The following is a 12,646-nucleotide window of genomic DNA, read 5'->3' as shown; positions in this document are numbered from 1 at the left end:
CCCGCGCCGCGGGCGAAGAGGAAGGAAGGGTTCGGGTGCCAGGACTCCGGGCCGGGGGTCTGGAACATGGTCAGGGCGGTCAGCGGGGTGCCGATGTCGCCGCGTTCGATGATCCGGCGGGCGGTCTGCAGCCCGGCGCCCAGGAAGGTGTCCGGTGCGCATCCGAGGCGGATGCCCGCGGCGTCGGCGGTCTTCAACAGTGCCAGGCCGGATTCGCGGTCCAGGGAGAACGGCTTCTCGGTCCAGACGTGCTTGCCGGCGTTCACGGCGGCCGTGGCGACCTCGACGTGGGCCGCCGGGATGGTCAGGTTGACGATGATCTCGACGTCGGGGTGGTTCAGCGCCGCGTCCACGCCACCCCACTCGGGCACGCCGTATTCCTTCGCCCGTGCTTCCGCGGCTTCCTCGAACAAGTCGGCGATGACGTGGACCTTCAGGTCCGGGAAGACCGTCAGGTTGTCCAGGTAGGCCTTGCTGATGTTGCCGGCGCCGATGACGGCGACGCCCACCGGCCCCCGGCGGGCGGACGGGATGGATTGGTGGGTTGCCGCGCTCATGCGTTCACGTCCTGTGCTGCGTTGAGGAAGGCGAGGCTTTCGGCAATGCCCTCGAAGATGTCTCCGGCGTAGTCGTCGAACTCGACGACGCCCACTTCCAGGGACTTGGCGGCAGCAACGACGTCGAGCACCGCGATGGTGCCCTGACCGGCCGGCTGCTGGGCCTTGGTGTCCGTGGTGCCGGGGCCGTCCTTGATGTGGATGAACTTCACGCGGTCACCGAGGCGGGCGAGCAGTTCCACCGGGTTCTGGCCGCCGACCGATGCCCAGTAGGTGTCGACTTCCAGGACCAGTTCCGGATCAAGGAGGCCTTCGAAGTACTCCAGGGCAGTCTGGCCCTCGATGCTGGACTCGAGTTCCCAAGCGTGGTTGTGGTAGCCGACGCGGATGCCGTATTCGGCGCCCTTCTTCGCTGCGGCGTTGAGCTTGGCCGCGGTGGCCTGGATGTCCTCGGCGTTCTGCCAGTGCTCGGCGGGCAGGTACGGGTCAATGACCGTGCTGATGCCCAGTTCCTTCGCAGCGGCGAAGATCTCATCCTGGTCCTGGCTCAGCAGCGGCGCGTGGCCGGACGGGGCGGTGAGGCCGTTCTCTTTCAGGGCGGCGCCCAGCTCCTTCGCCGTGGCAACGAAATTGTAGGGTTCAACCTGCGTGTAACCGATCTCGGCAACCTTCTTGATGGTGCCCGGCAGGTCTTCCTGAATGGCATTGCGCAGGGTGTACAGCTGGATGGAGTAAGACATGGTTTTCCTTTGCGTTGTCAGTTGCGTGAGATGAGAGTCAGTTAGCGGCCGGCGAGGGATCCGCCGATGCCGCCGACGCTGAAGTATCTGTTCAGGGTGGCGAAAACGATGATGGGCGGGAGCATCATGACCACGGCGAGGGCCATGACGCCGGACCAGTCGGTCATGTTTTGTTGGAAGAAGGACTGCACGCCCACTGGCAGGGTGAAGATCTCGTTGGAGCGCAGGAACACGATCGCGACGAGGTAGTCGTTCCAGGCCAGGAGGAAGGCGAAGATCGCCGTGGACAGGATGCCGGGCAGGGAATTGCGCAGCACCACCTTCGTGAAGGATCCGAACACGGAGCAGCCGTCGATCCAGGAGGCTTCCTCGAGGCTGACCGGGATGGAATCGAAGTAGGCCGCCATCATCCAGGTGGCCACGGTCATGGTGGAACCGACGTAGATGATGATCAGGCCGAGCAGGTTGTCCACGAGTCCCAAGCCTGCGAAGAGGATGAACAGCGGCACCACGGAGGTGATGATCGGCAGGGACTGCATGACGAACAGCAGCAGGGAGTAGCCGGAGACGGCTTTGGAACGGCCGCGGGAGAGGACGTAGCCGGCGGGTGCTGCGACGGCGACGGAGACGATCACGGTGGACAGCGTGGTGATGAGGCTGTTGGTCAGCCAGGTGCCGGCGAGGGTCTTGGAGAAGACGCCCGTGATGTTTTCCAGGGTCAGGCCGGTGGCGGTGCTGTTCGGGCCCGGGGTGAGGGCCAGGACGACGGTGACCATGATCGGGACGAGGACGATCGCGGTGATGGCAAGGATCAGGACGAACCGCCACCAGCGTCCGCGCATGCCGGCTTCGGAGAGGACGCGGCGGGTCTTGTCGGGGCCGGCGACGCCGAGCGCGGGTCCGGATTCGGGGTGGGCGTGCAGTACTGCGCTCATTATTCGACGCTCGACTTTCGGATCTGGCGGTACAGGAAGACCGACACGACGACGAGGGTGAGGGTCATGAGGAAGGCGATCGCGACGCCGGGACCGGTCTGGAAGTCCTGGAAGACGCTGCGGTAGGCCAGGACCACCAGCGAGGTGGTGGCGTCGACAGGGCCGCCGCCGGTGAGCAGGTAGATGGTGGGGAAGTCGTTCACGCAGAAGATCGTCATCAGGATCCAGCTGATGTAGGTGGAGCGGGCGATCATCGGCAGGGTGATCTGGGTGAACTGCTGCCACTTGCTGGCGCCGTCCATGCTGGCGGCTTCGTAGACGGTGGTGTCCACGGAGGCCAGGGCGGCGGAGATCATCATCATCATGAAGGGGAAGGACACCCAGACCTTGAAGACCATGACCATGACGGCGGCCAGGTGCGGGTCGGCCAGGAACAGCGGCGTGCCCAGTCCGAGGTTGCGGAAGATGGAGGGGATGAGGCTGTCCGGGGTGGCAACGAGCCAGTTCCAGGCGGTGGAGGACACCACGATCGGCACCACCCACGGCAAGAGCAGCAGCACCTTGAAGGTGCCCCCTGCCGGGATCTTGGTACGCAGCAGCAGCGCCAGGCCCAGGCCCACCAGCCAGGAGCCGAAGACCCCGACGATGGTGAACCACAGGGTGAACTGGGCGGCCTTCCAGAACGCGGGCGAGGACAGGACGGTGGCGAAGTTGTCGACGCCGACGAAGTTGCCGGTGTCGATCAGGGAGCCGTCGTGGGTTGCCTGGACGCCGGCGTAGATCAGCGGGTAGCCGTTGATCAGGACGAGCAGGACGATGGAGGGCAGCAGGAGCCAGAAAAAGGTCCGGCGGGTCTGGCCCGAGAGCTTGCTCTTGCGGTTCAGGCCGTCGGTGCGGTTGCGGGAGCCGCCCCCGGGCCCGCCGGGAGCGAGGCCCCGGCGGGCACGGGCCAGGCCCGATGGTGCGGTGGTTGATGACATGGCAGGGCCGCTTTACTTCTTGATCACGGATTCGAGGCCGGTCTTGAATGCCTGCAGCGCCGACTTGGCGTCGGTCTTGCCCGTGAGGATGGTCTGGCTGAACTGGTTCAGGGCCTGGCCGCCGTCGAGCACTGCGAGGTTGGCGTTGAGGGAAGTTCCCTGCGCCGCGAAGGTCTTCGCGATTGGCTGGTATTCCTTGACGATCTTGACGTTGTTAGGATCGCCGGCAAACTCGGGAATTTCAGTGATGGACTTGAATACCGGCAGTCCGTTCATCAGCTTCTGCTGCCACAGGGATTTGAGCTGCCCCATGTAGTAGGTCAGGAACGCCTCGGAAGACTCCTGGGAGGGAGTGTTTTTGTACATCATGATGTTGTTCGGGAACACCAGTGCGGCTTTGTCGCCGTGCGGACCTGCCATGGGGCTGGCCACCAGGAGGTCTCCGGAGGTGTCGCCCACGCGCTGCGGCACGCCCAGGACGTACATGCCGAAGGCCGCCTTCTTGTTCTTCCACTGGGCGTCCAGGTTGTCCGTGGTGTAGCTGACGGCGGCGGGGTCGATGACACCGTTGGAGACCAGCTCGAGCAGGAACTCAATGGCTTCGACGTTGCGGTCATTCATGACGTCCAGCTGGCCGTCCTTGGTGAAGACTCCACCGCCGTTGTTGATCATCATCATGATCATCAGGTGGTTGCCGATGTTGTTGCCCGCGCCGGAGCCCGTGGCGAAGCCGACAGCACCGATGGACTTGAGCTTCTTGCCTGCCTCAAGCAAGCTGGGCCAGTCGGTCGGAACCGCCACGCCAGCCTGGTCGAAGAGGGACTTGCGGTACCACAGCGGGCGCATGTCCAGCTGCCACGGAACGGCGACGTAGCCCTTGTCCGTCTTGAACGGCTCCAGCACGCCGGGCAGGAAATCGTCGAACTGGCCGTTCTTCTTCAGCGCATCGATGACCTTGTCCGCGTAAGCGATCTGGCCCTGCTGCTCGAACTGGAACGCCTGGAAACCGCCACCGGTGGACACCGCAGGCCCGGTCTTGGACGCGATGGCCGAGGAGAAGGTCTGGTAGAAGTTGTTCCACTGGATGATCTGGTAGCTGGCCTTGCCGTTGCTGCCTGTGGGTACGTAGCTCTCTGCGAGCTTCTTGGCGGCGTCGTTGTAGGCCGGGGTGCCCCACGGCATGTCCCAGAACTTGATCGCGCCACCGGCGCTGGAGCTCGAGCTGGAGCCGCCTCCGCAGGCTGCGAGGAGGGGGACAGCCGCTGCTGCTGCCGTCAGGCCGAGGAAGCCCCTGCGGGAGAAATTACGGCTGGCTTCGGATTTAACATTCATGATGATTCCTTTCGGGACCGCTGCGTGGTCTTCGCGTGTGGTGCGGTCCGGCTCGTCGTCGAGAAAGTGAATGAGTGCTTTTGGTGCTCTGTTTTGCTCGATTGTGCTGGTTACGTGTTTACGGAGAGTGCAGGTTCAGGAGAGGTGCGCGATGGATTCCGTCAACCGCGCAAAGCCGGCCAGATCGGAGGGGAGGGTGCCGGCGTCGAGATGTTCCTTGAGCCGGCGCCACGTGGTGCGGTGGGCGGATTCGTAAAGTGTGGGCAGGAGGATTTCCCCTTGAGGCCCGGTAGCGCGGACTTCGGCCGGCCAGGCGGCAAGTGGTTCCGGGACCGCGATGCTGACACCGCCGTCGTCGGTATAGAGGCGGAAGTCGACGCCGGCGGGCCGGGAGTTACTCAGCACGCCCTGGAGCGAAACCGGAGCGCCGTTGGCGAACCGCCCGGATACCGTGTAACCGTGCGTGCCGAGGCGCAGGACGCGAAGCCCGTCCAGCTGACCGGTGACGCGCACGACGGCGGCGAGGTGCTCGGTGAGCAGCCGTTCCGGATCCGTACCTGCCGCCGCCGTCGCGACGGTGTCCAGCATCGCGGCGCGGCCGGCTACCGAGCGGACGGCGTCTTCGGCTCCGGCGAGGCCGGGGTTGGATGCCCAGCGCTGGTCCAGGACAACCGCGGCGCTGGCTGCTTCAGCGGCGTCGAGCAGGGCGGCGGTGTTTTCCGGGACCGGGTTGACGACGACTATCCCCGACGCTCCGCCGTCGATCGCCTTGATTGCCTCGGTGGTCCAGCCCGGGGCGCCGTCGATGGCGGAGATGCTTGCGGCGTCCCCGGCCGCTACGGGGCCGAAGCTCGCCGGAAGCGAAGCGACCGCGAGTGCCACGGAGCCGCTCTCTTCCGCCTGCGGGGTGGCAGTGACCGTGTACTGGGTGCTCATGAGTGGGCTCCTGCATGGCTGTTTGCGTGCTGGGTATGCTCGGCTGCCGCCTCATCCACTGTGGCGTCGGCAATGGCTATCGCGAAGGTGAGGTCATTGATGAGGTTTTCAGCGGACGGCGGTTGCTTGGTTCCGAGTGCCAGTTGGGCGAGTTCGCGCCATTCGCCCTCGTAGCCGTTGTGCTCGAACGGTCCGTAGGTGGTGCCCGTGGCATTGCGGGTGCCCGTGCCGCGGGTGATGGTTGCGACGGCGGAACCCGCCTGCACGTAGGAAGGGGTGAAGTCCACGCGAAGGGCTGCATCGTCCGAGATTGCCTCGAAGACCCATTCCGGCTTCCACGTCTTGTTCATGGCTGCCCTGAGTTCGATGATCCGGTCACCCGACCGCAGCGAAATCACGTAACCGAAGGGGCTCACGTGGCGTGCCTGGAGGATTTCGAGGTCTTCGAAGTCCGGGGTGAAGCGGCGGACGAGTGGAAGGTCGTGGATGGCGAGTCCCATGATGCCGCCGCGGAGGGCGTTCTTGATGACCTCGACGTCGCTGTAGTCAGGGGTGCCGCCAGCCGGTCGGGTGATGATTTCGGTGGCGAAGTCTTCGAAGCGGGCATTGGGCGGGAGGACGATGGAAGAACGGATCGTGTGGACGTTCTGGGGGAGATCGCCCCAGTTGGCTTCGGCTGCGAGCCAGCCGGGATCGAAGGTATGCATGGCGCCCACGATGATCGGCACGCCGGTTTCCTCGCTGACCGCCGAAATCCGGGCCGCTTCCTCGCCGCTCATGGCGAAGGGCTTTTCGCAGAGGACGGCTTTCTTTCCGGCGCGGCACGCGGCGATGACTTGGTCTGCGTGGAACTGGTGGGGGCTGCAGATGGCGACGATGTCGACGTCGGGATCGCCCAGGAGCGCGTCCATACTGGTGCTGTGGTTGGCGCCGACGCGGGCTGCGACCGATTCGGCCACCGTGGCGTCGACGTCCATGATGTGGCGGACTTCCAGGATGTCCCGGAGCCGGGCGAGGGAAGGAAGGTGGATTGCTTGGGTGACCGGGCCGGCGCCAAGGATGCCGACGCCGAGGGGTCTGGTTGCTGCCTGTGAATGGCTGGACAAGATCAGTTACCTCTTCGTAAACGGAGTCTGAGTTTCAGCGCGGCTTTGTGGGCTACGTGACCCTTCTCACAACAACCTACGACGACTTTTGTCGATGAGCAAGCAAAAGTTGAAAATCAGTCGACAATCTTTTTGTTGCGTGACACCCATAAGCAATCGTGCTATCACTGATGCATGACCTCAGCACCCGAAAAAGCCCCCAGCAAGGATGGCTCCGTACAGGATGCCGGGAGCCTTTCGCGTGCAGGAGATCTGTTTCAGCTTCTTCGCGACGGCCAAGCACGAACCCGGGCCGAACTCGCCATCACCACCGGACTGGCCCGTTCCACGGTCGCCTCACGCATCGACGCCCTCATGAACTCCGGACTCGTGGGCCCCGCCGGTGAGGCGAGTTCCAGCGGCGGCAGGCCGCCGTCGCGCTTTGCCTTCAACCCGGCGGCCCGCGTTGTCTTGGCGGTCGACGTCGGAGCGACGCACGTCATCGTCGCGGTCACCGATCTCGGTGGAACAGTCCTGGCCGAGCGCCGCCTCGCGCAGGAAGTTGCAGACGGTCCCGATGTGGTGCTCGGCAGGGTGGTGAAGGAAGGGCGGGAGCTCCTGGCCGAAGCCGGCCGCAGCCTTGAGGACCTTGCCGGGATCGGGATCGGGCTGCCCGGCCCGGTTGAACACGACACTGGCAGGCCGGTCAAACCGCCGATCATGCCGGGCTGGGACGGATTCGACGTGGTCCGTTACATGCAGCGCTCGCTGCCGGTTCCGGTCCTGGTGGATAACGACGTCAACATCATGGCTCTGGGCGAACGCACGGCGTATTGGCCGGACCACGACAATTTGCTGTTCATCAAAATCGCCACGGGCATCGGCGCGGGCATCATCAGCAGCGGCGAGTTGCAGCGCGGTGCCAACGGCACGGCCGGGGACCTCGGCCACGTCCGGGTTCCCCGCGGCGACGACGTCCTCTGCCGTTGCGGGAACTACGGCTGCCTTGAAGCACTCGCCTCGGGACCCGCCGTCGCCCGCCAGCTGCACGCCCAAGGACTCGCGGCCACCAACGGCGGCGACGTGCTGCATCTCGTGGCCGAGGGAAACCTCCAGGCCATCCAGGCACTCCGGCAGGCCGGACGCGACGTCGGCGATGTCCTGGCAACAGTGGTCAATCTGCTCAACCCCTCCATGATCGTCATCGGCGGCAGCATGGGGGAGGCCGGCGAGCACCTTGTGGCCGGCATCCGCGAAGTGGTCTACCGGCGTTCCCTTCCCTTGGCCACCTCGCATCTGCGCATTGGCATCTCGATGGCGGGCGACCAGGCCGCGATCCTCGGTGCGAGCCAGATGGTCACCCAGCACGTTTTGTCTCCGGCAGTGATTGAAGCCACGCTCCAAGCAACGGGCTGACGGGCTTTAACCCCCCGCGCGAACTGGCAGCAAATGACCCTTGCCCGGATTTTGGGGTCATCGCCTGCCAGTTCGCGCCGTGGAGGCGTGATAGCAATGAAGGTGATGCCTACTTTCCCCGCCCTTCAGCGCGCCCCATGACCGGTCAATTCCTCGCCAAGGTCCCACGAGGCTGGCTGATCCTTGCGTGCATCGGCCTCATCGCCCTCAATATGCGAGGACCCTTCGTCGCGGTGGCGCCGGTGGTGGATTCCCTGAAACGGGATCTTGGATTCTCGCCCGTGGAACTCGGGTTGCTGACGGGCATTCCCGTGCTCTGCTTCTCGCTCGCCGCGCCGCTGGCCTCGATGGCCGGACGCAGGTTCGGCGCCGAATTCGCGGTGATGCTCACCCTTGTGGGTGTGCTGGCCGGCGTCGTGATCCGCTCCAGCGGCGGCGGCGTTCCAGTCATGGTGGGCACCGTCCTCATCGGCCTCGCCATCACCATCGGCAACATCGCGGTGCCACTCATCATCCGCCGCGACTTCGCGCCGCGTCGCCAGGCAACCGCGATGGGTGTGTACACGGCGGCGCTGAACATCGGGTCCTTCCTGACCTCGGTGGCCACCGCCCCGCTCGCAGAACTTGTGGGCTGGCGGCTTGCGCTCGCGGCAAGTGCCCTCCTTGCCCTGGTGGCCGTCCTCTTCTGGATCCCCACCGTCGGTGCCCGCAGCGCGTTCATTCCGGCCGCGGTGCCGGCCGCCGAGGGCTCGCGAGCCGGCAACGCCTCCGGCGTTGGATGGCTGACTGCTGGCCTGACGCTAGGCTTCGCCGGCCAGGCATTCTCGTACTACGGCGTGACCGCGTGGCTCCCGAGCTTCCTGGCCGATGAGCTGGGCATGGGCACCGCACAAGCCGGCGCGGGGTCATCGCTCTTCCAGATTTTCGCGATTGTGGGCGGGCTCGGCGTGCCGCTGCTCGCCCGTTTCGCCAGTACGACGGCGGTGGCGGCCACCCTGGGTGCCTTGTGGCTCACGGTACCCCTGGGCTTGTTGCTGGCCCCGGGCTGGTGGTGGCTGTGGTCGTCACTGGGTGGAGTCGCGCAGGGTGGTGGCATCACGGTCATCTTCATCGCCATCATCAAGTTTGCCCGCGACCAAGCCTCGGCAGGCAAGATGTCCGCCGTCGTGCAAGGGGTTGGTTACTGCTTCGCGGCCTTGGCCCCTACCATCATCGGCTACGTGCACAGCATCTCCGGCAGCTGGACCGTGCCGCTCCTGGTAATCCTTGGCTCGGTCGCCGCGTTCTGCATCTGCACTACCCTCTCGGTGCGTTGGGTGGCCCGGCAGCGTTAGGTGAGGGTCCCGCCGTCGTCGCGCACCTTTTACCCAACTAACTCGCAGTTGTTGTCGTTATGAGGCTCCAAAACGACAACAACTGCGAGTCAGTTGGGTGGTGTGGGGTTCCGTCGCTGGGCTGGCTCCCCGGCCATCGGGGTCACTTGTTGCGAAGAGTGCAGGCAGCCCAGCGGCGGGAGTTTAGGCGGCTACGAGTTCTTCCTTGGTGGCTTCCTCGCGGGCTTCGGTGAGGTAGCGGGCGTAGGCCGGGATGGTCAGGAAGGTGGGGAACTCCTCGGCCAGGGCGACTTCTTCGAAGATGCTGCGGGCGTCGTTGAAGCGGTCGTCGTCGAAGCGTTCCAGGCGTGCGAACTCTTCGTCCAGGAGGTCGTTGACCCATTCGCGGCTGATGATCTCGCCGTGCTCGGTGATGGCGTGGGAGTGGATCCACTGCCAGAGCTGTGAGCGGGAGATTTCCGCGGTTGCCGCGTCTTCCATGAGGTTGTGGATGGCCACGGCGCCGTTGCCGCGCAGCCAGGACTCGATGTAGCGGATGCCCACTTCGATGTTGTTCCGGATGCCGGTTTCGGTGATGGTGCCCGTGGTGGCGGCGACGTCGATCAGCGCGCGGTCGTCGGGGGTGACGTCCTCGCGTGAGCGGTCCAGTTGGTTCGGACGCTCGCCGAGTACACCGTCGAACACTTCGCGGCATACCGGGACCAGGTCCGGGTGGGCGACCCAGGAACCGTCGAAGCCGTCGCCGGCTTCGCGGGTCTTGTCGGCTCGGACCTTCTCGAACGCTGCCGTGTTGGCGGCCTCGTCCTTGCGGTTGGGAACGGCTGCGGCCATGCCGCCGATCGCCATGGCGCCGCGGCGGTGGCAGGCCCGGACGAGTTGCTCGGTGTAGGAGCGCATGAAGGGCTGGGTCATGGACACCTGGGCGCGGTCCGGCAACACGAAGCGGGGGCCGCGGGTGCGGAAGTTCTTGATCACGGAGAAGATGTAGTCCCAGCGGCCGGCATTCAGGCCCGAGGCGTGATCGCGCAGCTCGTACAGGATCTCCTCCATCTCGAAGGCCGCTGTGATGGTCTCGATCAGGACCGTGGCGCGGATGGTGCCCTGCGGGATGCCGAGCAGGTCCTGGGCCAGGATGAAGATGTCGTTCCAGAGCCGGGCCTCGAGGTGGTTCTCGATCTTGGGCAGGTAGAAGTACGGGCCCTTGCCCTGTGCCAGCAGGCGGCGGGCGTTGTGGAAGAAGAACAGGCCGAAGTCGACCACGCCGCCGGCAACGGGCTTTCCGTCGATGAGCATGTGCTTCTCCGGCAGGTGCCAGCCGCGCGGCCGCACCACGATGGTCGGCAGCTCCTCGGCGGCACGGAGCTTGTATTCCTTCCCTTCCGGGGAGGTGAAGTCGATGCGCCGTTCCAGGGCATCGGTGAGGTTCAGCTGGCCCTGGATGACATTGCGCCAGGTGGGGGTGGAGGAGTCTTCCATGTCGGCGAGCCACACCTTGGCGCCGGAGTTCAGGGCGTTGATGGTCATTTTCCGGTCGACGGGTCCGGTGATCTCCACGCGGCGGTCTTCCAGGCCCGGGGCCGGGGGAGCGACGCGCCAGTTCGGATCGTTGCGGATCTCCGCCGTTTCCGGGAGGAACCGGGGATCCTGGCCGCCGGCGATCTGGCCGCGGCGGGTGTGCCGGGCCTGCATCAGCTCCTGGCGGCGCTCCGCCGTCGCGCGGTGAAGGGTTGCCACGAACTCCAGGGCATCCGGGGTAAGGACCTCGTTCTGCCGGTGGATGGGCTGGGCGGTCAGCGTGATGCCGTTGATCGTGTAATTGTCGGTGAAGCTGTTCATGGGAGTTGCTCCTTGAATGGTTCCCAACTGACTCGCAGTAGGTGTCGTTTTGAGGGCTCAAAACGACACCTACTGCTACCTAGTTGGGGAAAGTTTTAGTGGAACTGGCCTTCTTCGGTGGATCCCACCAGGGCCAGGGTGGATGCGTTCGGGTTGAGCGCAGTTGCGATGTCGTCGAAGTAGCCGGTGCCGACTTCGCGCTGGTGCTTGGTTGCGGTGTAGCCGCGGGACTCGGAGGCGAATTCCTTTTCCTGGAGTTCGACGTAGGCGCTCATGCCGTCGCGGGCGTAGCCGTGGGCGAGGTCGAACATCGAGTAGTTCAGGGCGTGGAAGCCGGCCAGGGTGATGAACTGGAACGTGAAGCCCATGGCGCCGAGTTCGCGCTGGAACTTCGCGATGGTGGCGTCGTCCAGGTGCTTGCGCCAGTTGAACGACGGCGAGCAGTTGTAGGAGAGCATCTGGTCCGGGAAGTCGGCCTTGACGGCTTCGGCGAACTTGCGGGCCAGCTCAAGGTCCGGGGTGCCCGTTTCCATCCAGATGAGGTCCGAATACGGGGCGTAGGCCTTGGCGCGGGCGATGCAGGGTTCGATCCCGTTGCGGACCTTGTAGAAGCCCTCCGCGGTGCGTTCACCGGTGGTGAATTCCTGGTCCCGCTCGTCGACGTCGGAGGTGATCAGGGTGGCTGCCTCGGCGTCGGTACGGGCGATGATCACCGAAGGTATGCCCGCGACGTCGGCCGCGAGGCGGGCGGCGTTCAGGGTCCGGACGTGCTGCTGGGTGGGGATGAGCACCTTGCCGCCGAGGTGGCCGCACTTCTTCTCGGACGCGAGCTGGTCTTCCCAGTGCACGCCCGCGGCGCCGGCCTGGATCATGGATTTCATGAGTTCGTAGGCGTTCAGCGGGCCGCCGAAACCGGCTTCTGCGTCGGCGACGATCGGGACCAGCCAGTCCTCGACCGTCTGGATGCCCTCGGAGAATTCGATCTGGTCGGCGCGGAGCAGGGCGTTGTTGATCCGGCGGACCACGGTGGGGACCGAGTTGGCCGGGTACAGCGACTGGTCCGGGTAGGTGTGGCCGGAGTTGTTGGCGTCGGCGGCGACCTGCCAGCCCGAAAGGTAGATGGCCCGCAGCCCGGCCTTGACCTGCTGCACGGCCTGGTTGCCGGTCAGCGCACCGAGGGCGTTGGTGTAACCGCCGGTGGCGGCCTCTTCCGTGAGCTGCTTCCACAGCTTCTCGGAACCGCGCCTGGCCAGGGTGTGTTCTTCGGAGACGCGACCGCGGAGGCGGACGACGTCGGTGGCCGAGTAATCGCGGGTGACGCCTTCCCAACGCGGGTTGGCAGCCCATTCGAGCTCCAGTGCGGCGGCCTGCTGCTGAGCGGAGGTGGGCTGCCCTGGTTCAAATGCTGCGGTCATTGTTCTGTCTCCTTTGACGCTACTTTTTGGCGTGTTGCTGTGTATGTCGCCCCGGCCGGTCTTCGCTGCGCCTTTGCAGT

The 12,646-nt window shown here is 65.3% G+C and carries 11 protein-coding genes; 2 read left to right on the top strand and 9 right to left on the bottom strand.

Going from position 1 to position 12,646, the window contains the following annotated elements; translation table 11 throughout:
• From NFJ07_RS24215 to NFJ07_RS24185, 7 genes are all read right to left on the bottom strand, one after another.
• Positions 1-557: Gfo/Idh/MocA family protein (locus NFJ07_RS24215; RefSeq protein WP_269998523.1), on the bottom strand; the 557-nt coding region annotated here is incomplete at its 3' end.
• Entirely contained in the window at positions 554-1,297 is a 744-nt protein-coding gene (locus NFJ07_RS24210) for a sugar phosphate isomerase/epimerase family protein (RefSeq protein WP_269998522.1), read from the bottom strand. The genes NFJ07_RS24215 and NFJ07_RS24210, both read right to left, overlap by 4 nt.
• 41 nt (positions 1,298-1,338) lie before the next feature.
• Entirely contained in the window at positions 1,339-2,232 is an 894-nt protein-coding gene (locus NFJ07_RS24205; RefSeq protein WP_269998521.1) for a carbohydrate ABC transporter permease, read from the bottom strand.
• A complete protein-coding gene (locus NFJ07_RS24200) occupies positions 2,232-3,212 on the bottom strand; it encodes a carbohydrate ABC transporter permease (RefSeq protein WP_269998520.1) in 981 nt (326 codons plus the stop codon). The genes NFJ07_RS24205 and NFJ07_RS24200 overlap by 1 nt, the downstream gene beginning before the upstream one ends.
• Before the next feature lie 12 nt (positions 3,213-3,224).
• Entirely contained in the window at positions 3,225-4,544 is a 1,320-nt protein-coding gene (locus NFJ07_RS24195) for an ABC transporter substrate-binding protein (RefSeq protein ID WP_269998519.1), read from the bottom strand.
• Positions 4,545-4,679: 135 nt separating this feature from the next.
• On the bottom strand, positions 4,680-5,480 hold the full coding sequence (locus NFJ07_RS24190; RefSeq protein WP_269998517.1) for a hypothetical protein: 801 nt from the start codon (positions 5,478-5,480) through the stop codon (positions 4,680-4,682).
• On the bottom strand, positions 5,477-6,586 hold the full coding sequence (locus tag NFJ07_RS24185; protein WP_269998515.1) for a Gfo/Idh/MocA family protein: 1,110 nt from the start codon (positions 6,584-6,586) through the stop codon (positions 5,477-5,479). The genes NFJ07_RS24190 and NFJ07_RS24185 overlap by 4 nt, the downstream gene beginning before the upstream one ends.
• Before the next feature lie 174 nt (positions 6,587-6,760).
• On the opposite strand from NFJ07_RS24185, the gene NFJ07_RS24180 reads away from it, so the two are divergent.
• Both NFJ07_RS24180 and NFJ07_RS24175 read left to right on the top strand, forming a co-directional pair.
• Positions 6,761-7,981, top strand: coding sequence for an ROK family transcriptional regulator (locus NFJ07_RS24180; RefSeq protein ID WP_269998514.1), 1,221 nt, complete (start codon positions 6,761-6,763; stop codon positions 7,979-7,981).
• A 137-nt stretch (positions 7,982-8,118) separates the two neighbouring features.
• Positions 8,119-9,315 (top strand): MFS transporter, encoded by a 1,197-nt coding sequence (locus NFJ07_RS24175; RefSeq protein ID WP_269998512.1) that lies wholly within the window; start codon positions 8,119-8,121, stop codon positions 9,313-9,315.
• A gap of 183 nt (positions 9,316-9,498) precedes the next feature.
• Here NFJ07_RS24175 and aceB read toward each other — a convergent pair whose 3' ends face one another.
• Together aceB and aceA are read right to left on the bottom strand one after the other, a co-directional pair.
• A complete protein-coding gene (gene aceB, locus NFJ07_RS24170; protein ID WP_269998510.1) occupies positions 9,499-11,151 on the bottom strand; it encodes a malate synthase A in 1,653 nt (550 codons plus the stop codon).
• A gap of 95 nt (positions 11,152-11,246) precedes the next feature.
• The gene (aceA, locus tag NFJ07_RS24165) at positions 11,247-12,566 is read right to left on the bottom strand and encodes an isocitrate lyase (RefSeq protein WP_269998509.1); all 1,320 of its coding nucleotides are present in this window, start codon (positions 12,564-12,566) and stop codon (positions 11,247-11,249) included.
• Between the last annotated feature and the right edge of the window lie 80 nt (positions 12,567-12,646).

Source organism: Arthrobacter sp. B2a2-09 (assembly GCF_027587375.1).
Lineage (GTDB): Bacteria > Actinomycetota > Actinomycetes > Actinomycetales > Micrococcaceae > Arthrobacter.
Note: the sequence above shows the minus strand (reverse complement) of the source record. Positions and strands in the feature narration are given on the sequence as shown.